Below are 19017 nucleotides of genomic sequence, written 5' to 3'. Positions count from 1 at the left end.
TGTAAGTAATCCGCCGGACAAATGTTAAGAGAGCGAAAAGAGTCGCCGGGTTGTAAACCCTTTTGAGAGATTTTTCAGTTACACTTAGCGCTGTGCATGCAGCGTAACGGAGAAAGTCAGATGAAAGTGAACGATCGGGTAACGGTTAAAACCGACGGTGGCCCACGCCGCCACGGTACCATTCTGGCGGTGGAGCCTTTCAGCGAAGGCACCATGTTTTTGGTTGCGCTGGAAGATTATCCGATGGGGATTTGGTTTTTTAACGAAACGGCACATCCTGACGGCATTTTTGTTGAGCTGCGCGGCGAGTAAAGGTTTTCAACCGGCTTCAGAATGTCTGCTTGATCAGATCGCTGCAAACAGTTTTAGTGGCCTGGCTTGCCCTCAGGCCCGTTATGACAACCTGAGTAAGTATGGTGGGCAAGGACTATTCCCCGAGGCGCGGAGCAGGGCGTGGGCGCCATCAATACACATTCCGCGCTGTGCGCTATCCCCTGGCGCGCGTGACAGGGCCCAGGACAAAAGGAGCTTAAAGAGGTAACACGAGGGGAAAACAGCGCTGGCTTCATCTCTCAGGAGAGGCCAGCGCTGTTTTTATTCGCAGCGGCGTTGTCAGAAGGTTTCCCAGTTTTCATTGCCGCTGGCGCTGGCCAGCAGTACCGGCTTCTGTACCGTCACCGCTGGCGGCTTCACGCCGGCTGAGACCGCTGGCGCCGCCTTACTCGCGGCCTGAGCCTGAAGCTGGAAGACGGCGACAGCTTGCGTCAGGCGGGATGCTTGATCCTCGAGGGAGGCGGCGGCGGCGGAAGCCTGCTCAACCAGCGCGGCGTTTTGCTGCGTAACGCTATCCATTTCGGTAACGGCCTGGCTGACTTGTGAAATTCCCCGGCTCTGTTCATCGGAGGCTGCCGCAATTTCCGCCATAATATCCGTTACCCGATGCACAGCATCAACAATGCCGGTCATCGTTTCGCCTGCCTGACCAACCTGCTGTGAACCCTGACCGATCAGATTAACCGACTCGGCTATCAGTGACTCAATCTCTTTGGCGGCCTGGGCGCTGCGCTGCGCCAGATTGCGTACTTCGCTGGCAACCACGGCAAATCCCCGTCCTTGCTCTCCGGCCCGGGCCGCTTCGACGGCGGCATTCAGCGCCAGAATATTGGTCTGGAAAGCGATGCTGTTAATTACCGAGGTGATTTCTGAAATCTTTTTCGAGCTGGTGGAAATGCTGTTCATCGTGGCGACCACGCCGTTAACGATTTCCCCGCCGTGTAAGGCTTTGCCGGATGCATCCGCGGCCAGCTGGCTGGCATGATGGGCATTATCCGCGTTTTGTTTCACCGTGGCGGTCAGCTGTTCCATGCTGGCTGCGGTTTGCTGTAGCGCAGCAGCCTGCTGTTCAGTGCGTGAGGAGAGGTCGGTATTGCCGGAAGATATTTCGGTCGACCCCTGATAGATTGCGACCGCGCCTTCGCGCACGGTGCCAACGGTTTTCACCAGCGAATGCTGCATCAGCTGAAGGTTGCTGCCGAGGCTGCCGATTTCACCGCTGCCCCAGCGCTCCTCATGGGTTGTCAGGTCGCCTCTGGCGATTTGTGCGATGCGCTGTACGATCCGCTGCAACGGTGCAATGACAACCTGACGCAGAAATACGAAGGTGATCAGCGTCAGCAGCACCGCTGCGGCGAATGCCGCGCCCATCATTATATAGCCAAGACGCGCCTGGCTTCGTGCCTGGGTGTTAATTTGCTGGGCGCGCAGATCGCGGATGGCCATGCCTTTAGTCAGGATTTCACTATAGCTATCATCCAGCTTGCGGGTAATGTCACTTTCCTGAGAAATAACCCCTTCAAAGCTACCGTTAGCCGCTGCTTTAATCATAGGCATCAGGCCCTGATTGACATAGGCATCAAAGCGCGTCTTCAATTCGCCGTCTAAGGCTGCGTCAGCGCTGGTTTTAATGCGGCGGTTGAGATAGTCGTTAAACGCCTGCTGGGCCATCACAATGCGCTTTTTACTGTCGGCCAGATTAAGGTCGAAGGCATCCATATCGCCGACGCGCGCATTGGCTGCGGCGTGAATGACGTTTAAACGCGCGGTGCGCAAACTCGTGGCGCTATTGGCAATCGCCGTGCGGACCTGGATCTCTTCGGTAACGTCTTTAAGCGCGCTGTTGCTTTGTACCAGGAAATAGCTGGCAAGACCGATACACAGAGCAAACAGTAATAAGATCACGCCAAATATCAGTGCAAAAAGCGGCACCAGTCGGATGTTTTGCCAGAATCCTGCGCGTTGCTGAGTTCCGGGTTTTATCAGTGACGTCATATCCTTTTGTCCCCGTAGAAGTGAGCTATAAGGTTTTCTTCAACATCGGCAGCCAAAAGGAAAAGTTTAGTGATGATAATGAGAGCGGGATCGCAGAATACGAATGACGCGTTAAGGCGAAGATATATGAGGCAGGGAAAAGTAAAAAGCCACAAAAAATAGCATGTTACGGTTTTTTGTGGCCTTATCGATTCGTTAGCGCACGTTAACGTAAATGCCGCTGGTGACATTATCCGTCAGGCGAACAACATGATAAATAATCTGTTTATTATGCGTTTTTATTTTGCGCTTAATATTACCTTTGTGCGAAGAAACCGTCTTGGCTTTTATTCGCATTTTATCGGATATCTGAATAGTATCGTGCCCCGACATCCACATTTTAAGCATATTTGATTCGGTTTGACTTAGCGTTAATGGATGCGAATCAAAACTCGATGGAATACGAGTGGTAATATTAAGTTTTTTATGGAAATAGCTGGAGAGTAAATTATCTATGGTCGCGGGCCTGATGGATTTTGAACTAATAATCAGGTTGTTACGAACATAAAGATACTCTTCAAAATGAATATTAGATATGGACATAAAAATGAAAAATAGCGTGCCAGGATGCTGCATTATAATTGTTCTGATACGTTGGCTGGCATCATTTTCATGAATGAAGCAGTCTTCATTCATGAAAACAACGCCCGGCATCAGGCTGTCACATTTTTGCTGCAGTTGCTCAATACTGCTGACTGAATAGATATTTTTTTTCTTAATGCCCTTACCTGACATATAGTCAGTCAGGCCCAGTCGTGTGTAGTTGCAAAAGTCCATAATAATCGTAGGCATGTCAGCGACCCTCACCTATTTGTTATCCGTGTAAATTAACGATGAATTATGTATATGAAAATGAATTTTTATCTGTCTGCCAGGTGTGCGCTGTATGTGAACAATCGAGCCATTGATTCAACATACGTCATCTGCATCCGTGCTGGCAGCATAGCGCTAAACCAACAGATAACTTCGTCCGGCCACCGGGAACGACGGTGTGTGGATCACAGTCTGTCCATTTGTTTTGCTAGCTATGTCACTATCTCCTGAAAAACAGAAAAGTCTGATAGGATGATTCTTAAAAAAAACTCAACTGATGAATATTTTTTTTGTCACAATTTTCTGTTGCGCATTATTTGAACTAATCACGGGCAAAAAATAGACAAAAGATATAAAGTTGCTTTAAATCAAAGGGATATGTCATTCATCAATGATGAATATGACGTACTTTTAACCGTATTTACGCTATAAACATACCCTAAGTGACAAAAGATAAGAATGATTTTCATTACCTCGCCGCCATATTCAGATAAACCTCAGCCGATATCTCATCAAGCTGGTCTGAAAATTGCCCATATATATTTATGTTGCTTAACTATGTTGGCCGGATTAATCATTAACCCTCCAGTTTACCTGGCGGGAATTTCACTCAGGATAGAAGAGAGTAGGTCAAAGATTTCACTGAACAAATGTTCGCAGAATGGGGCCAGCAGCGGCATCATCATGCTCATGAACACCAAACCCAATGTTAAGGTGACGGGGAAGCCAATAGCAAAAACTGACAGCTGAGGTGAAACCCGGTTTAACAAACCCAGAGCCAGGTTTAACACCAGTAGCAGCGTGATCAGCGGTAGCGCCAGACGCATGCCATTCAGAAAAATCAGCGACGCCGAGCGGGTAAGCGCCAGCCAGGCGTTACCGTTAAAGGTGTCACCGCCAATCGGCAGGGTATGAAACGTATCGGATAGCATCGATATTAGCCACAGATGGCCGTTGAATGACAGGAACAGCAGCATAGCCAGCATATCGAGCAGGCGGGCCAGTACCGGCATGTTCAGCCGGCTTGTTGGATCAAAAAAGGTGGCGAAAGAGAGGCCCATTTGTAGCCCGATAACCTCGCCGGCCATACGTATCGCGGCAAAAGCAAACTGCATGGTAAAGCCGATAGCAACGCCGATGAGGATTTGCTGTATCAGCAGCCAGAAGCCTGTTGCCGAGAAAATGGTGACGTTGGTCGCCGGCAGGTTGGGCACCAGAATCCAGGTGACCATCACGCCGAGGCCGATTTTTACCCGCTTGCTAATCGATTTTTCGCTCAGCAGCGGGGCGGTCATAAACAGCGCCAGCACCCGCGCCAGCGGCCAGAAAAACTGGCTGAGCCAGACCATAAGCTGGCTACTGTCGAAGGTAATCATTTAGCCGATCATATAGGGCAGGTTGCTAAACAGGGTGCGCATATAATCCAGCAGCAGGTTCAGCATCCAGGGGCCAGCGATGACGATAGTGGTAATCACCGCGAGGATCTTGGGAATAAAAGAGAGCGTTTGTTCGTTAATCTGCGTCGCCGCCTGCAAGATACTGATAAGTAGCCCGCTAAACAGCGCAGCCAGCAGCAGCGGTGCGGCGACAGACAGCGCCAGCATCATGGCATCGTGGCCTATTACCATAACTGATTCAGGCGTCATGGCGATCTCCTGCAAAATAGGGATGATTAAGTCGATCGCCTGACGTCCTGTTCGGGATCGGTTCCGGCTGCAACGCGCCGACTATGAATAAAACGATTGTGCCAGCGACCCCACCAGCAGCTGCCAGCCATCAACCAATACAAACAGCATCAGCTTGAACGGTAGCGATACCGTCGCCGGCGGCACCATCATCATCCCCAGCGCCATCAGCACGCTGGCAACCACCAGGTCGATGATCAGGAAGGGGATAAATACGGTAAAACCAATCTGAAAAGCCGTTTTTAATTCACTGGTAACGTAAGCCGGCAGCAGTATGCGCATGGGCACGGCCTCCGGTCCGGCGATTGGCGGCGTATTCGCCAGGCGGGCAAACAGCGCCAGGTCGGCCTCTCGGGTCTGGCGCAACATAAAGGTGCGCAACGGCTCCGCGCCTTTTTGCAGGGCGACGTCCATCGACATCTTGTCCTGGCTGAAAGGCAGGTAAGCATCCTGATAAATTTTATCCAGGGTCGGCGACATAATAAAAAAGGTCAGAAACAGCGCCAGACCGAGCAGCACCTGGTTGGGCGGCGCTGATGGCGTGCCGAGGGCATTGCGCAATAAGCCAAACACGATGATGATGCGGGTGAAGCTGGTCATCATCAGCAAAATAGCCGGTAAAAAGGTCAGTGAGGTGATAAACACCAGCGTCTGCACCGGCAGCGACCAGCTTTGTCCGCCGTTAGCCGTCGGATGGCTTAACAGACCGGGCAGCTGGGCGTGCGCCTGCGGAGCCAGCAACAGCAGCAGGCTAATCAGCGGAAGATAACGCTTCATTGTGGTTTACCTGGGCGTTTTAACAGCGTCTGCAAAGCCTGGCGGAAATCCGCCTGCGGCGCAGCTGGCTGAGGATTTTCATCCGCCGCTTTCGGCGGCAGCGTGTGCAGATGGGTGATTTGCGTCGGCGTGACGCCCAGTACCAGCCTGGCGTCTTCAACATCAACGATCACCACGCGCTCTCGCTGTCCCAGCTGGCAGCTGGCGCTGATATTCAACGACTGGCCGCCGGTTTTACGGTTGGCCAACCCGAAACGTTTTGCCAGCCAGCCGCAGGCCAGAATCAGCAGTAAAATGGCCGCCAGGGTACCGCCGACCTGGGTCAGCACCGAACCGGTAGAAATAGATTGATTCTGCATCAGCGGCTGGCCGCTGTGGCTGGTGATTGTCTGATTTGACGGCATTAGCGGCTCAGGCGACGCATGCGTTCAGATGGCGTAATGATATCGGTAATACGCACGCCGTATTTATCATTGACCACCACCACTTCCCCCTGGGCTATCAGATAGCCGTTAATCAGAATATCCAGCGGCTCGCCGGCAAGGCCGTCCAGCGCGACCACCGAACCCTGCGCCAGACGCAGCAGTTCTTTAATGGTCATCTTAGTGCGGCCCAGTTCTACGGTCATTTTGACCGGAATATCCATGATCAGGTCGATATCCTGCATCGATCCCGAGCTTTCGCTGCTTTCCAGCGTTTTGAATATGCCTTCAGACGATGCGCCTGCCGCCTGTTCGTTCAGTGCGTCAGCCCACAGGTCGTCCGCAGAGATGTCGTCGGACGGCTTTTTGCTGTCACTCATTTGGGCTGTTCCTCGTTCAGCGAATGTAAAATCGGGTTAATCAGATGCTCCACGCGCAGCGCGTACTGACCGTTTAAAGTGCCATACTGGCTGGTCATTACCGGCACGCCATCAACATGCGCGATGATGCGATCTGGCTTTTCGATTGGCAGAATATCACCAGGTTTGAGTTCGAGAATGCGCGATAAGCGCATAGAAACCTCGGCAAAATTGGCGATTAACTCCAGTTCAGAGTGCTGAACCTGCTTCACCAGCGTGCTGCGCCAGCTTTCATCTTCCTGACGTGAGTTTGCCAGGGGCGGATTCACCAGCGTTTCCCGCAGCGGCTCGATCATCGAGAAGGGAATACAGATAGTGAATTCACCCATCAGGTTGCCGATCTCTACCTGAAAGGTGGTGTTAACCACGATATCGTTCGGTGAAGTGGTGATATTGGTAAACTTCACCTGCATTTCTGAACGTACGTACTCGATATCCAGCGGATAAATAGGCTTCCACGCGTCACTGTAGCCTTCCAGCGCCAGTTTTAGCATGCGGCGAATGACGCGCTGTTCGGTATGGGTAAACTCGCGGCCTTCCACTTTGGTCGGAAAGCGTCCGTCACCGCCAAACAGGTTATCAACCGCCACGAAAACCAGGCTGGGTGAAAACACGATCAGTGCGGTGCCGCGCAGCGGCTTAAGATGGATCAGGTTAAGGTTGGTCGGCACCGGCAGGTTGCGGGCAAACTCATGGTACGGCTGGATCTTAATTGCGCCAACGGTAATATCCGGGCTGCGACGCAGCAGGTTAAACAGCGCCATACGATATGAGCGCGCAAAGCGTTCATTAATCAGCTCCAGCGTTTGCAGGCGCTCACGCACCACGCGTCGCTGGGTGTTAGGATCGTAGGGACGGATGTCATTATCACCCGTCCTGGAAGTCTGCTCTTCTGCCGCGCTGTCGCTGTCGCCATTGAGCAGCGCGTCGATTTCCGCCTGTGAAAGAATGCTGTCGCCCATGTAATAATCACCGCAAAATAAAGGCTGTGAACAGTACGTCGGTCACTACCTGAGAAGGTTGTCCTGGCACCAGCGGCGGAGCCAGTACCTCTTTGATCTGCTTAACCAGTTCCTGTTTGCCCTGCTCGTTAGCCAGTGCAGAAGCGTTCTGGCGTGATAACAGCAGTAGCAGCCTGCTACGCACTTCCGGTAAATAGTCGTTTAAGCGCCGGCGCGTTTCTTCGTCGGGCAAACGCAGGGTAAAACCAACGTATAGCACACGATCGGGATCGTTATCAGGATTTATCAGGTTAACTGTGAAGGTATCCAGGGCAAAAAACACCGGCGCCGGAGGCGGCTCGGCTTTTTTCACTTCTGCCGCTTTATCGGTAGCGTCGCCGTGCATTAATTGCCAGACTGCATAACCCGCCACGCCCAAAGCGGCCAGTGTTAATATTATCAACACTGGAATCAGGATCTTACGTTTGCCGCCTTTGGCTTTAGCTTTATCAGTCATAATTACTATAACTTCCTGTGATTATTTCAAGGGCGGTAAACCAATCCGCAGCCTTATGGCTCTTAGTGCAAATTATGCCGCGTCCTGCGTCAGACAATAGGCAGAAAAGACGCGGGTTTTACGGTTAGCTTATGCGTTTGTGACCATCAGGCGAAAATATCAACAGCGCTGGTGCCGCCAGCCCGACTTTGTAAGGAGGCCGGGACGGCTATCGCTACGGCATCGCTGTCATTATCCTGCGTCAGACTAAATGTGTTACCGCGATTATTATTGCGCTGCTCCTGCTGGCCCGCAAAAGACTGGCCCTGCTGGAATGCATCGCTGCTTACATTACTTTGCCCAAGGTTAATGCCGCTTTCTGCAAGGGCATGGCGCAGATGAGGAATAGCGGCCTCAAGTGCGGCACGAACCTGGCTGTGACTCGATACCATATTCAGGTTAGCCTGGTCATTGTGCAGTTGCAGACTAATCTGGATGCTGCCCAGATCTTCGGGGTGCAAATGGAGCTCGGCGCTGTGCTGGCCGTTGCGACTGAACATCAATACCTGCTGACCCAAATGCTGCTGCCATTCCTGACTGCCGAGCTGGGCGCTGAGCTGGGCAGTGGGCGGTGCAGTAACCTGGGTGGTCTGCGTCGGTGTCTGCGTCGCGCTGGCAGCACTCATCACTGCATTACTTATCGTCGCATTTTGCCCGGAACTTGAATTTTCTTTATCGGCAGCCTTAACGCTGTTTAAAACCTGCTCAAAAGCGGCGTTTTTCACCTCGCCGCTCTGGGGGCTAACCGCTGCTGACTTACCTGAGGCGCCAGTGGCTAAGTCGGAACCTACTTTGCTGTCGGCTTTCACCGCGCCGCTATCACTCTCTTTAGTCGTGGCGGAGGACAGCAGGGCGCTGAGCGTGGTTGATTTACCGCCTTTCGCGCCTGTGGCGATGCTGTCGGCCAGGTCGCCGTCATTTTTATTTAGCGTTTCTGCCGGCTGCTGGACATTATGCGGCAGCATGGCAAACAGCGCTTGCAGCGCCTGCATATCATTACTGCTGAGGGCGGATTGCGGCGCGTCAGCTGTCTGTGCCGATGTTTTGTCGTTGTCAGTCGCGGCTTTAGTTTGCAGCAGCGTACTCAGCGCTTCGGGTTTATCCAACTGCGCGAGAAGCTTATTGAGGTCGGCGTTGACTGCGTCTTTAGCGTCGGCGGCGGTTTGCGCTGCGTCAGCCTGAGCCGCTGCAGATTTACCGCCAGCGCTCTGGTTTTTGACCAGTGAAACCAGACGATCACCGAGCATTTGAAAAAATGCCGGAGCGGCATTAGGGTCCTGCGCTGCGCCATCCGCCGCCAGCAGACTCTGATCTGCGGTTGCAGTATCGCCGCTGACTACCGTGCTGCTGGTGTTGCTGCTGCTGGTGGTGGTTACCATCGGCATTGTAATCATTCGCTTTTCCTCAATAATGCCCGCTGGGCAAATTCATCCATCCGTTTCTGATCGAGACGGTTTTCCTGTAACAGTTCGTTGGCGACAGCGCGCGCCTGTAGCGTCTGGTAAGCATGGACGCGCTGTTGCTTATCGCGCCACCAGGCCAGCGCCTTATCCAGACGCGTATTCCACTGCATTAGCTGGGCGCGATGCTGTTCGATAGCTCTTTCCAGCGTCTGAATAAACTGGTGGTAGTTATACCAACGATCGCTGGCCATGCCGTCAACCATACCGTCGTTAAGCTGCATGCGGTATTCGTCCTGATAGTTAAGCAGCATGGTCAACTGGTCTTCAGCCTGCTGGCGCGCCCGGCGTACATCGCCCAGCTGCAGCGCCGCTTTATCAAGCTCCTGCTGCGCCAGATCGCAAAGGGTGGCCATGGTACTGTTGCTTTTCATGATTTATACCTCGCCGGATTCGCCATTAGCCAAACAGTGCCGAGAGATGCAGACTGGCGTCGTCAAACGCGCTGCGTTCGAAAATGCCCTGTTGCAGGAAGCGCTCCATCTCCGGATAGAGTTTGATTGCCTGGTCGAGCTGCGGATCGCTGCCGGCGGCATAGGCGCCGACGCTAACCAGATCGCGGTTACGCTGGTAGCTGGACAGCAGCTGCTTAAACTGGCGTACCTGCGCGTAGTGCTTATCATCGATCAGGTGGGTCATCACGCGGCTGATCGAGGCTTCAATATCAATTGCCGGATAATGGCCTGATTCCGCTAACCGGCGCGACAGCACCACGTGGCCGTCAAGAATGGCGCGCGCCGAGTCGGCGATAGGGTCCTGCTGATCGTCGCCTTCGGTCAGTACGGTATAAAACGCGGTGATAGAGCCGCCGCCGTCAATACCATTACCTGCGCGTTCTACCAGGGCCGGCAGCTTGGCAAATACCGATGGTGGATAGCCTTTGGTTGCCGGCGGTTCGCCGATTGCCAGCGCGATTTCACGCTGGGCCATGGCGTAGCGGGTCAGGGAATCCATAATCAGCAGCACGTGCTGGCCGCGATCGCGGAAATCTTCGGCGATGCGGGTAGCATAGGCGGCGCCCTGCATACGCAGCAGCGGTGACACGTCGGCGGGCGCGGCGATAACCACCGAGCGGGCGCGACCTTCACTGCCAAGGATATTTTCGATAAAGTCTTTTACTTCACGACCACGCTCCCCGATCAGCCCGACAACGATAACGTCGGCTTTGGTATAGCGCGCCATCATTCCCAGCAATACGCTTTTACCGACGCCAGAGCCGGCAAACAGGCCCATACGCTGGCCGCGACCCACGGTCAATAGCGCGTTAATCGCCCGCACGCCGGTATCGAGTACCTCGGTAATCGGCGTGCGCTGCAGCGGGTTGAAAGGCGGGGTAATCAGCGGCGCGCGGTAGCCGGTATCCGGCGACGGCAGGCCGTCAAGCGGGCGACCGCTGCCGTCCAGCACGCGGCCCAGCAGTTCCGGACCAAGCGGCAGCTGTTTGCCGCTGTGCGGATTGTCGCTGTTAACGCGGGCATAGACTCTGGCGCCCGGAAGAATGCCTTCGACTTCTTCCAGCGGCATTAAAAACAGTTTCTGGCCGTTAAAACCGACCACTTCGCTTTCTACTTCGCTGACGTTTTTACCGTCATTGCGTTCAATCACGCAGGTGGCGCCGAGCGGCAGCTGCAGGCCGGTGGCCTCCAGCACCAAACCGGTCGCGCGCGTCAGACGTCCGTAGCGACGTACTGTGGGCAGTTGGGCGATGCGCTGTTCAAACGCATCCAGCGTGCCTAACCAGCTTGCAAGACGGCTAGTCATCAGAGTTCTCCCGGCGCCGCCAGGCGACAAAGTTCGTGCCAGCGCGTGGCGATGCTGGCGTCAAGGTCACCGTCTTCAGCGCTGACTTTGCAGCCGCCGGGATGAATGGTGCCATCGGCCAGCAGGCGCCAGCCGTACAGGCTCAGGGTCGCGCCGAGGCTGTTTTCCACCCGCAGGAAATCATCGGGATGAACCCGCAGCGTAGGCTTGCCGCTGAACATGGGTTCCTGCTGGATCATACTCTGAATCTGGCGCAGCAGGGCGGTGCCATCTACGTGAGGCGGCTGACCAAGCACCTGGCGGGCGGCTTCCAGCGCCAGCTGCATCAGACGCGAAGCGATAACGCTGTCCAGTGCTTCCAGCGTGTGGTGAAACTCGGAAACCAGCTGCTGCATACGCGCCTGTAGCGGTGCCTGCTGCTGCTGCGCTTCGGCTAAACCCTGCTGATAGCCGGCGTCATAGCCAGCCTGTTGGCCTTCGGCGTAGCCTTTTTGCTGGCCTTCAGCGTAGCCAATACCCTGTGCTTCACTGCGCACCTGCATCTGGATCTGCTCCAGATCGCGCTGGCGCTGGTTGATTTCAGCCAGCTGGTTTTCTTCAGTCGACACCGGCAGCGGCAGCTCTTCAATCACCGGGCGGTCAAGCATCGATAAATCTTGTGGCTGCCAGCGTTTCCATGGCAGAGCGCTGTTATCAGACATAGGTTTCCTCGCCGCCGCCAATTGCCATTTCGCCACTTTCGGCCAGACGGCGCACGATTAGCAGAATCGCTTTTTGCTCGCTTTCTACCGCAGACATACGTACCGGACCACGGTTGGCCAGGTCGTCGCGCAGGATATCCGCCGCGCGCTGCGACATGTTGCGCAGGAATTTCTCGCGCAGCGGCTGTTCGGCGCCTTTCAGGGCGATCAGTAGCGACTCGGATTCCACTTCCTGTAGCAAACGCTGGATACTGCGGTCGTCGACTTCCACCAGGTTTTCGAACAGGAACATTTCGTCGATAATTTTTTGTGCCAGCTCGCCGTCGAAGGCGCGAACCGCATCCATAACCGCTTCTTCCTGCTGGCTTTTCATCAGGTTGATAATTTCGGCCGCAGTACGAATACCGCCCATCTTCGCCCGCTTGAGGTTCTGACCATCCAGCAGGTTGTTGAGCACCTCGGTCAGTTCCGCCAGCGCCGCTGGCTGTACGCCGCCGAAGGTGGCAATACGCAGCATGACGTCGTGGCGCAGACGCTCGTCGAACAGCGCCAGAATATCTGCCGCCTGCGCACGCTTCAGATGCACCATGATGGTGGCGATAATCTGTGGATGCTCGTCGCGAATAAGGTCGGCAGCGGACTGCGGTTCCATAAAGTTGAGGGTTTCCATCCCGGTGGTGGTTTCCCGCGTTTCGAGAATATCCTCCAGCAGGCTGGAGGCGCGTTCTTCACCCAGCGCTTTAACCAGCACAGAGCGCAGATAGTCGCTGGAGTTAACGCTCAGGGCGGCAAACTGCTCGGCATCCGTTTCAAACTCGCGCAGTACCTCGGTCAGCTGTTTATGCGACACCTGCGGCATATTAGAGATAGCGGCGCTTAACTGCTGCACTTCACGCTGGCCAAGGTGTTTGAACACCTCGGCGGCGCGATCTTCGCCGATGGTCATTATCAGGACCGCGCTTTTTTGGGTTCCGGTGAGACTCATTGTTCGTCCTTCATCCAGTTACGAATAACCAACGCCACGACGCGCGGGTCGTTCTCAGACATTTCACGGATACGCTGGCTCATCATTTCGGCGCTCATGCGGTTCTGAGACTTACGTTCCCGATCCTGTTCATCTTTCGACAGTGAAACTGCGACGGCATCATCATCTTCCGAGGCATTCTGGCGCATGGCGATAGCTTCGGTGGCCAGGCGATCGTGCTCTGCTTTGCGACGCAGCTGCGGGCGAACCAGCTTGCGATACAGGATCCAGGCCACAATCAGCACCAGTAACCAGCGACCGATTTCCAGCATCTGGTCGATGAAGGCTTGCTGCTGCCAGAACGGCAGGTCGCCGCCGGTGGTTTCCACCTGGTTAAACGGCGAGTTAACTACGTTCAGGCTATCGCCGCGAGCAGCGGTGTAGCCCATGGCTTCACGGCTTAAATCTTCGATTTGCTTAATCTGGGCGTCGCTCAGAGCAACCGGCTTACCGGCAGCATCGTTGCGGTAATTGACAACCACCGCCACTGACAGGCGCTGCACATCACCGACATTCAGCTTGGTGTGACGGATGGTGCGATCAAGCTCATAGTTAACGGTGGCATCTTTACGCGTATTTGACGGCGCATTGCTGCTGGTATTGCTGGTGGTGCTGGTAGTATTTGCCGCACCATTATTGCCATTGCGGTTAGCCGGATTCTGGCCGTTAGCCGCATTATTGTTCGGTGTAGTAATCGGCGCGGTATTTGCCGGCGCTGGCTGGTTAGTCAGCGCGCCCGGCACGCCGCCAGGATACTGGCTGCCAATCTGTTCGCTGTCAGAAGTCTGACGTGAACGTATAGACTGACCGTCCGGATCGTTATTTGGCTTGTACTGTTCGCTGGTCTGTTCGCTGGCGTCGAAATTGATCTGCGCGGTGACCTGGGCGTGAACGTTGCCGCTGCCCATCAGCGGAGAAAGGATATTTTCAATGCGCTGCTGATAGCGAGCTTCAACATCGGCAGTATATTTCAGCTGCGCGTCATTCAGATCGCGGCCGGTGGTATCTGATTTAGTCAGCAGGCGACCGGTCTGATCAACCACGGTGACGTTGCCCGGCGGCAGGCCGGCAACGCTGCTGGAAACCATATGCACCACGGCGGAGATCTGGCCGTCATCCAGCGCGCGTCCCGGTTGCAGCGTCAGGGTAACGGAGGCTGACGGATTTTTTTGCTCACGCACGAACAGCGTTGGTTTTGGCATCGCGAGGTGAACGCGTGCGCTTTTTACCGGGCCGAAGGTTTCAATGGTGCGGGCCAGTTCACCTTCCAGTGCGCGCTGGTAGTTAACCTGCTCGCTAAACTGGCTGATACCAAACTTTTCTTTATCCAGCAGTTCAAAGCCGACGCCGCCGCCTTTCGGCAGCCCCTGCTGAGCCAGACGCATGCGCAGTTCCGGCACTTTATCGGCCGGTACCATAATCGCCCCTGTGTTTTCATCAAGATGATAGGGGACGTTCATCTGCGTCAGTTGGGTAACAATCGCGCCGCCGTCTTCATTCGACAGATTATTATAAAGCACGCGAAAGTCCGGCTGTTTAGCCCAGAGCACCAGCGCGATAACCACGGCAACGGCAGCAGCGCTGGCAACCAGGATGGGGATCCTTGGGTTAGCGCGCAGCTTTGCCAGAAGGTCATTCAGACCTTTTTTCTCTGGCTTATCCTGTGTGACAGTCGCATTCATGATTGTGCCCTGCCTGACAGCTGACCGGATTGATGGATGTAGTGTCGTAACAAAACTGACTCCCTGAACCGTTGGCTAAAGTTAAGTAACCCAACTTTGATAGCTGCCATTATTTTCATAAAAGGCAAATTCGATGGCTGGATAAGCTGTGTTTTTTGCTTTCATTTAGCGCCTTTGTCTTATTGACAATGTGGTAGTTTTAATCACAGCCAAAAAAAACGTTGTCGATCAAAGGGGTAAAACATGGCAATTCAGGGCATTCAGAGCGTATTGCAGCAGATGCAGACGACTGCACTGCAGGCAGCAGGAACAAAAGCAGACGAAAACGCGGCGGCGAGCTCTGATTTTTCCGGCCAGCTCAAGCTGGCGCTGGATAAAATCAGCGATATTCAGAACACCGCCAAAACCCAGTCTCAGGATTTTGAGATGGGCAAGCCCGGCGTGGCGCTTAATGACGTGATGGTTAATATGCAAAAGTCATCTATTGCGATGCAGATGGGCATTCAGGTGCGTAATAAGATGGTTAGCGCTTATAGCGATATCATGAATATGCAGGTTTAAATAATCTAACCGTCTAATATATATAGATATTAGATTTATAACACTTTGGCATGGGGCAGGGATGGGACAAACTCGTTGAGTTTTTCGTTCAAAATGCTCCTTTGTGCTTCGTCGTTTTCGCTCATCCAGGAACCGTATACCTGATAAACCATCTGCGCGTTTGCATGCCCCATCTGACTGGCGATAAAGTTGGGGTTCGCTCCGGCAGATAGTGACCAGCATGCGTATGTGTGACGTGACTGATACGGCTTTCGGTAAGTGATTCCTGATTTCTTAACTGCTGCTCGCCATGTCTGCGGTATGGAAGCTATTGTGTAAAAGTTGTCGCTTGCTCTGTTGGCTGCGTTAACCTTCGGATTGAATACGAAGGTTATCGTCTCTTCACTGCTTCTACCGTATTCGCGTGATAGCAGTTTAATTTTCACGCATTCGCGCATGCGTGTTAGCTCAAGCTGATCTTTGAGTATTTTCACGGCGGCGTCGATGAGAAATATGGTTCTCACGCCAGATGATGTCTTTGGTGGCGTGAAGTCTCCCTGATTGGTCAGATTACGTTTAACCGTTATGGTGCCTTTCACGAGATCGACATCTTCCCATCCGAGTGCGCATAACTCACCGTGTCGCATGCCGCTGTATACCGCCAGTGACCAGAAGTTTTTAATCTGTCGTGTCTGGCAGGCTCCAATCAGCCTGGCGAACTCATCTCGGGTCAGCGGATCAGGTTGAGGCTTATCTTTCTTAAGCGGTGACAACGTGGAGATAACGTTCCTGTCAGCGTAGCCATTTTCATTTGCAAACTTGAACAGTGAAAAGAGGTCAGACATGCAGGTGTTAACGTAGGCTACTGATCGACCTTTGCGATGCATGTTTCTACCCCTACCATAAACATAATCTCCCTTTAGCAATTCCATTCTCAGTCGCTGTACATCCTCTGTTCTAATGGCGCGGATCATTCTGTATCCACCAATAATCCCGATGCAGGTATTCAGTCGCGTTTTATACGATGCCAGCGTATTGCGGCTGATTTCCGTTTCCTTTACCTGCAACCAGCGATTAGCCATTTGCTTTATAGTCAGCTCCTCTGATACTGCACAGAATCTCGACAGGTTCTGTGAGTTGGGAAACGAGCGTTGATAATTGAATGATCCTGTTTTGATTTCATAAACCACGTTGGCACGAAGTTCTCCAGCGGATTTCCTATTCTTCACAGTATCGGGTATACCAAGTGACTCTCTCACTCTCACCCCCTGATACTGGAAGCTGATGCGCAGAAACCCTCCATGGTTCTCTACGCCTTTTGGATAGACAGCCATTTGCGATCCTCACTAAGTGAAAAGGGCGATCAGGTTAAGCTTTTTTGCGCTCCGCCGCATCTGGCTGCTTCTTAGCTTGCGCCTCGATCCACTTATCGATGGCCTCTCGGTTGTACATGCACTGACTGTTGAAACCCGGAACACCTTCCGGTGACATAAGAAGATACTCCCGTCCTTGTAGCCAGGATTTTTCTCTAGCGCGTTTTATTGTGCCTGGGCGCATTCCGGTCACAGCAATTAACACTTGTTCAGACACCCACCTGCTGGGTGTAAGATGTACTACGTTATCCATATATCACCTCATAATTTAGAAAAAAGGGCAGTCACGATCACCACCATGACAGCGGCGATCAGAATGTGTGGTAGGGTTATCATTGGTTATTTCCCTGATGCCAGGTTCTGACAGACACAGTTCAGCCACAGCCAGGCGCGCCCGCGATGTTTTGCAGGTATCAGAGGCGCTATTTTGGTGGCGTGTTTGTCGAGTATCTGGCGGTAGGTTAATTGGTTGGACTTACTGGTTAATTCGGAAATGACTGCGCGGGCTACGCTGTTTATAGCGTTTTCATCCTCCGGCTTCATCGGTCAGCCTTACGCCTGGTTTCTCCCTGACGCATTTAAAATTATCCAGCGATATTTTCTCACCAAATGATTTACCTGCTTCCTTTGCTCTGAATAGCAATTTTTCACACTGTCCCTTCGTTAACTTCTCTTTAGAAAATCGCACCCACTCAGCAGGCATACCACCTGGCTTAATAATCGTTGCAGTTATTTTGTACATAATTATCTCCATACTTCAGAACACTCCAGCGTCACACTACGGCGCTCTAAAATCTGCGCTTTGACGCTTTCGCATTCTGCCAGGGTGTAGATATCATCAGTAACGGGGAGGGGAGTGGAGCCGAGGATTAGGAGTACGTATCCGATTAGCATTTACCCTCCGGTGGCGCTGGCGGGGGCATCCATGATCCATGCAACTTTATCGCTTCTGCCAAATATGCTTCGTGGGCCTCAACTTCTGTATTGAAGTATCCCAAACTTTTTTGCCTTCCTCGGTATTTTATATATGCCTGCCATAAATTTTTTTTCTTTCTTGCGCCCCGCAGCCTAACGCCTGGAGTGGTTTTCCTATTAACACAGTTTTGAGACTGATTTCCTATTCGTAGGTTGGCTCTTGTGTTATTTAGCCCGTTGCCATCTATATGATCAACAATTCTCTCATCAGAAACTTCCATGATATATTGGTGCATTCTTTCTCCTTTGGAGTTTTTTGCATAATATCCATTTCCATCCCTTCTTTTTGTTGCGTGCCATTTTACTTTTGACAACATTTCGTAATCACACTCATCAACAATAGCAACCTGACCCAATGTGAGATTAATTTTCATGATTTGGAGGCTCCGGCAATTTCATCCAGTGGGTGAAATAAGATTTAGCAAATCCACCGTCGTCCTCCGCTGCGTCCCACCATTTGCCATATGCGAAGAAGAAACTTATTTGCATAACTCCACCACCAGGATGGAACACAAGAACTTTCTCACCATCTTCCGGCATCCGCTCGCTGCACTTAATCCATTGCTGAGTTGGCGCTGGTGGGGTGGCGTAGAGTTTTTGCCCCATGTAAAATGCCCCTTCAAATAATTCCCTGACAGCCTTACTGAGAGGTTCATCTCCAACAACTTGGGCGGATGTTACGTAATCGCTCGGTTCGACAATCGCCACAGGCTCAGCCGTCAGCGAGGCGAGGGAGATTTGACGAAGATGCAAATCCATTTTCATTAAAATAGATTCAGGCCACATATCCACACACCTTTCCAAATGTGCAATTTCCTCTTTGCAGTATTCAACCAGCGCCGCTTTTTCTGGTTCAGTCATAATCAACATCCTCGTCGGTTTCTTCCCAGTCGAAACCAGCAGACATAAGCAGTGGATTCATTGCCCGACCAGCCTGCACTGCATACCCCCGCCGCGTCAGCCTGCGAAGCTGTTCCGCTACCTCGAACATCTCGATTCGCTCGTCTCCTAATTCCATGTAACAGGCTGCTGTATGGCATTCCGTCGCCAGTGCCTGAATTTTTGCGAATAACTCCTCAGATTTATTAGTCATTCAGACTTACTCCCGCTGTTGAGGCGCAGCACCTCGTCAACTGCCTCGTTGAACCCGTCAACCTTTCCTTGAAGATATATCTCAGCAGTGCATACTAAGTTTTCAAGCCGTTCTTTTTTACCCGGCACAGCAACCAGGGCGGGCATCGCTGCGTCGAACACCGGCCATGCCTCTGAACCGTCATCGTTTGTGCGTTCTTGTTTGTCGTCGTGAAATTCCAGATACTCCCCGCACGGCAAAGGGTCCTGCATTGTTGGCGGGATTGCGTGCCACGTTAACCAGCCTCGCGGCTTCTGCTCCCGCAGCGCCGCCAGCTCTTTCTCTGCTGTTTCGGCTCGTTGTTCAAGCTCCCTTATCGTCTCCCCCATATGCATATTCGATTTGATATGATTGGATTTTAGGGTGGATACCTCTTCCATTAATTCGAG

General features: G+C 52.9%; 23 protein-coding genes and 1 pseudogene. 2 read left to right on the top strand and 22 right to left on the bottom strand.

Going from position 1 to position 19017, the window contains the following annotated elements; translation table 11 throughout:
• Positions 1–120 precede the first annotated feature (120 nt).
• On the top strand, positions 121–312 hold the full coding sequence (dsrB, locus tag BTJ39_RS22590) for a protein DsrB (protein WP_078004941.1): 192 nt from the start codon (positions 121–123) through the stop codon (positions 310–312).
• A 300-nt stretch (positions 313–612) separates the two neighbouring features.
• Here the strand turns inward: dsrB and BTJ39_RS22585 are convergent, their stop codons facing one another.
• From BTJ39_RS22585 to fliF, 15 genes are all read right to left on the bottom strand, one after another.
• Positions 613–2328, bottom strand: coding sequence for a methyl-accepting chemotaxis protein (locus BTJ39_RS22585; RefSeq protein ID WP_078004940.1), 1716 nt, complete (start codon positions 2326–2328; stop codon positions 613–615).
• Positions 2329–2523: 195 nt separating this feature from the next.
• Entirely contained in the window at positions 2524–3159 is a 636-nt protein-coding gene (gene rcsA / locus BTJ39_RS22580; RefSeq protein WP_078004939.1) for a transcriptional regulator RcsA, read from the bottom strand.
• 611 nt (positions 3160–3770) lie between these two features.
• Positions 3771–4556 carry a flagellar biosynthetic protein FliR gene (fliR, locus tag BTJ39_RS22575; protein ID WP_078004938.1) on the bottom strand — a complete coding sequence of 262 codons (786 nt, stop codon included), beginning with the start codon at positions 4554–4556 and terminating at the stop codon, positions 3771–3773.
• Entirely contained in the window at positions 4557–4826 is a 270-nt protein-coding gene (fliQ, locus tag BTJ39_RS22570) for a flagellar biosynthesis protein FliQ (protein WP_078004937.1), read from the bottom strand.
• An 81-nt stretch (positions 4827–4907) separates the two neighbouring features.
• On the bottom strand, positions 4908–5642 hold the full coding sequence (gene fliP / locus BTJ39_RS22565) for a flagellar type III secretion system pore protein FliP (protein ID WP_078004936.1): 735 nt from the start codon (positions 5640–5642) through the stop codon (positions 4908–4910).
• Positions 5639–6046 (bottom strand): flagellar biosynthetic protein FliO, encoded by a 408-nt coding sequence (fliO, locus tag BTJ39_RS22560; protein ID WP_078004935.1) that lies wholly within the window; start codon positions 6044–6046, stop codon positions 5639–5641. Before fliO ends, fliP begins: the two co-directional genes overlap by 4 nt.
• Positions 6046–6444 (bottom strand): flagellar motor switch protein FliN, encoded by a 399-nt coding sequence (gene fliN, locus BTJ39_RS22555; protein ID WP_078004934.1) that lies wholly within the window; start codon positions 6442–6444, stop codon positions 6046–6048. Before fliN ends, fliO begins: the two co-directional genes overlap by 1 nt.
• Positions 6441–7445 carry a flagellar motor switch protein FliM gene (gene fliM / locus BTJ39_RS22550; protein WP_078004933.1) on the bottom strand — a complete coding sequence of 335 codons (1005 nt, stop codon included), beginning with the start codon at positions 7443–7445 and terminating at the stop codon, positions 6441–6443. Before fliM ends, fliN begins: the two co-directional genes overlap by 4 nt.
• A gap of 7 nt (positions 7446–7452) precedes the next feature.
• Positions 7453–7941 (bottom strand): flagellar basal body-associated protein FliL, encoded by a 489-nt coding sequence (gene fliL, locus BTJ39_RS22545; RefSeq protein ID WP_078004932.1) that lies wholly within the window; start codon positions 7939–7941, stop codon positions 7453–7455.
• Positions 7942–8087: 146 nt separating this feature from the next.
• Entirely contained in the window at positions 8088–9374 is a 1287-nt protein-coding gene (locus BTJ39_RS22540; RefSeq protein ID WP_078004931.1) for a flagellar hook-length control protein FliK, read from the bottom strand.
• The gene (gene fliJ, locus BTJ39_RS22535; RefSeq protein ID WP_078004930.1) at positions 9371–9814 is read right to left on the bottom strand and encodes a flagellar export protein FliJ; all 444 of its coding nucleotides are present in this window, start codon (positions 9812–9814) and stop codon (positions 9371–9373) included. The genes BTJ39_RS22540 and fliJ overlap by 4 nt, the downstream gene beginning before the upstream one ends.
• Before the next feature lie 25 nt (positions 9815–9839).
• Positions 9840–11201, bottom strand: coding sequence for a flagellar protein export ATPase FliI (gene fliI / locus BTJ39_RS22530; protein ID WP_078004929.1), 1362 nt, complete (start codon positions 11199–11201; stop codon positions 9840–9842).
• Positions 11201–11902: a flagellar assembly protein FliH gene (fliH, locus tag BTJ39_RS22525; protein ID WP_078004928.1), complete on the bottom strand. Its 702-nt coding sequence runs from the start codon at positions 11900–11902 to the stop codon at positions 11201–11203. The genes fliI and fliH overlap by 1 nt, the downstream gene beginning before the upstream one ends.
• Complete coding sequence (fliG, locus tag BTJ39_RS22520) at positions 11895–12887, bottom strand: flagellar motor switch protein FliG (RefSeq protein WP_078004927.1); 993 nt, start codon at positions 12885–12887, stop codon at positions 11895–11897. The genes fliH and fliG overlap by 8 nt, the downstream gene beginning before the upstream one ends.
• A complete protein-coding gene (fliF, locus tag BTJ39_RS22515) occupies positions 12884–14608 on the bottom strand; it encodes a flagellar basal-body MS-ring/collar protein FliF (protein WP_078004926.1) in 1725 nt (574 codons plus the stop codon). The genes fliG and fliF overlap by 4 nt, the downstream gene beginning before the upstream one ends.
• A gap of 243 nt (positions 14609–14851) precedes the next feature.
• Between fliF and fliE the strand changes: the two genes are divergently transcribed.
• Positions 14852–15169: a flagellar hook-basal body complex protein FliE gene (gene fliE / locus BTJ39_RS22510; RefSeq protein WP_078004925.1), complete on the top strand. Its 318-nt coding sequence runs from the start codon at positions 14852–14854 to the stop codon at positions 15167–15169.
• A 35-nt stretch (positions 15170–15204) separates the two neighbouring features.
• On the opposite strand, the gene BTJ39_RS22505 is transcribed toward fliE, so the two are convergent.
• From BTJ39_RS22505 to BTJ39_RS24970, 7 genes and pseudogenes are all read right to left on the bottom strand, one after another.
• Positions 15205–16482 carry an Arm DNA-binding domain-containing protein gene (locus tag BTJ39_RS22505; protein WP_078004924.1) on the bottom strand — a complete coding sequence of 426 codons (1278 nt, stop codon included), beginning with the start codon at positions 16480–16482 and terminating at the stop codon, positions 15205–15207.
• 34 nt (positions 16483–16516) lie between these two features.
• Positions 16517–16774 (bottom strand): excisionase family protein, encoded by a 258-nt coding sequence (locus BTJ39_RS22500; RefSeq protein ID WP_078004923.1) that lies wholly within the window; start codon positions 16772–16774, stop codon positions 16517–16519.
• 273 nt (positions 16775–17047) lie between these two features.
• The gene (locus BTJ39_RS22490) at positions 17048–17275 is read right to left on the bottom strand and encodes a DUF1187 family protein (RefSeq protein ID WP_078004921.1); all 228 of its coding nucleotides are present in this window, start codon (positions 17273–17275) and stop codon (positions 17048–17050) included.
• A 133-nt stretch (positions 17276–17408) separates the two neighbouring features.
• The gene (locus tag BTJ39_RS22485) at positions 17409–17870 is read right to left on the bottom strand and encodes an HNH endonuclease (RefSeq protein ID WP_078004920.1); all 462 of its coding nucleotides are present in this window, start codon (positions 17868–17870) and stop codon (positions 17409–17411) included.
• Positions 17860–18357, bottom strand: a complete 498-nt coding sequence (locus tag BTJ39_RS22480) for a DUF551 domain-containing protein (RefSeq protein WP_176110411.1) — start codon at positions 18355–18357, stop codon at positions 17860–17862. The genes BTJ39_RS22485 and BTJ39_RS22480 overlap by 11 nt, the downstream gene beginning before the upstream one ends.
• Positions 18350–18589, bottom strand: a complete 240-nt coding sequence (locus tag BTJ39_RS22475) for a hypothetical protein (protein WP_078004953.1) — start codon at positions 18587–18589, stop codon at positions 18350–18352. The genes BTJ39_RS22480 and BTJ39_RS22475 overlap by 8 nt, the downstream gene beginning before the upstream one ends.
• A pseudogene (locus BTJ39_RS24970) lies at positions 18586–19017 on the bottom strand (hypothetical protein); the annotation flags it as partial. The pseudogene BTJ39_RS24970 and the gene BTJ39_RS22475, both read right to left, overlap by 4 nt.

This window comes from Izhakiella australiensis (assembly GCF_002006995.1).
GTDB lineage: Bacteria > Pseudomonadota > Gammaproteobacteria > Enterobacterales > Enterobacteriaceae > Izhakiella > Izhakiella australiensis.
This window is presented reverse-complemented; position numbering and strand designations above follow the sequence as displayed.

Bases quoted from the DNA above. Each gene is read 5' to 3' on its own strand.
- dsrB (WP_078004941.1), top strand. From the start codon at position 121: ATGAAAGTGAACGATCGGGTAACGGTTAAAACCGACGGTGGCCCACGC.
- BTJ39_RS22585 (WP_078004940.1), bottom strand. From the start codon at position 2,328: ATGACGTCACTGATAAAACCCGGAACTCAGCAACGCGCAGGATTCTGG.
- rcsA (WP_078004939.1), bottom strand. From the start codon at position 3,159: ATGCCTACGATTATTATGGACTTTTGCAACTACACACGACTGGGCCTG.
- fliR (WP_078004938.1), bottom strand. From the start codon at position 4,556: ATGATTACCTTCGACAGTAGCCAGCTTATGGTCTGGCTCAGCCAGTTT.
- fliQ (WP_078004937.1), bottom strand. From the start codon at position 4,826: ATGACGCCTGAATCAGTTATGGTAATAGGCCACGATGCCATGATGCTG.
- fliP (WP_078004936.1), bottom strand. From the start codon at position 5,642: ATGAAGCGTTATCTTCCGCTGATTAGCCTGCTGCTGTTGCTGGCTCCG.
- fliO (WP_078004935.1), bottom strand. From the start codon at position 6,046: ATGCCGTCAAATCAGACAATCACCAGCCACAGCGGCCAGCCGCTGATG.
- fliN (WP_078004934.1), bottom strand. From the start codon at position 6,444: ATGAGTGACAGCAAAAAGCCGTCCGACGACATCTCTGCGGACGACCTG.
- fliM (WP_078004933.1), bottom strand. From the start codon at position 7,445: ATGGGCGACAGCATTCTTTCACAGGCGGAAATCGACGCGCTGCTCAAT.
- fliL (WP_078004932.1), bottom strand. From the start codon at position 7,941: ATGACTGATAAAGCTAAAGCCAAAGGCGGCAAACGTAAGATCCTGATT.
- BTJ39_RS22540 (WP_078004931.1), bottom strand. From the start codon at position 9,374: ATGATTACAATGCCGATGGTAACCACCACCAGCAGCAGCAACACCAGC.
- fliJ (WP_078004930.1), bottom strand. From the start codon at position 9,814: ATGAAAAGCAACAGTACCATGGCCACCCTTTGCGATCTGGCGCAGCAG.
- fliI (WP_078004929.1), bottom strand. From the start codon at position 11,201: ATGACTAGCCGTCTTGCAAGCTGGTTAGGCACGCTGGATGCGTTTGAA.
- fliH (WP_078004928.1), bottom strand. From the start codon at position 11,902: ATGTCTGATAACAGCGCTCTGCCATGGAAACGCTGGCAGCCACAAGAT.
- fliG (WP_078004927.1), bottom strand. From the start codon at position 12,887: ATGAGTCTCACCGGAACCCAAAAAAGCGCGGTCCTGATAATGACCATC.
- fliF (WP_078004926.1), bottom strand. From the start codon at position 14,608: ATGAATGCGACTGTCACACAGGATAAGCCAGAGAAAAAAGGTCTGAAT.
- fliE (WP_078004925.1), top strand. From the start codon at position 14,852: ATGGCAATTCAGGGCATTCAGAGCGTATTGCAGCAGATGCAGACGACT.
- BTJ39_RS22505 (WP_078004924.1), bottom strand. From the start codon at position 16,482: ATGGCTGTCTATCCAAAAGGCGTAGAGAACCATGGAGGGTTTCTGCGC.
- BTJ39_RS22500 (WP_078004923.1), bottom strand. From the start codon at position 16,774: ATGGATAACGTAGTACATCTTACACCCAGCAGGTGGGTGTCTGAACAA.
- BTJ39_RS22490 (WP_078004921.1), bottom strand. From the start codon at position 17,275: ATGGAGATAATTATGTACAAAATAACTGCAACGATTATTAAGCCAGGT.
- BTJ39_RS22485 (WP_078004920.1), bottom strand. From the start codon at position 17,870: ATGAAAATTAATCTCACATTGGGTCAGGTTGCTATTGTTGATGAGTGT.
- BTJ39_RS22480 (WP_176110411.1), bottom strand. From the start codon at position 18,357: ATGACTGAACCAGAAAAAGCGGCGCTGGTTGAATACTGCAAAGAGGAA.
- BTJ39_RS22475 (WP_078004953.1), bottom strand. From the start codon at position 18,589: ATGACTAATAAATCTGAGGAGTTATTCGCAAAAATTCAGGCACTGGCG.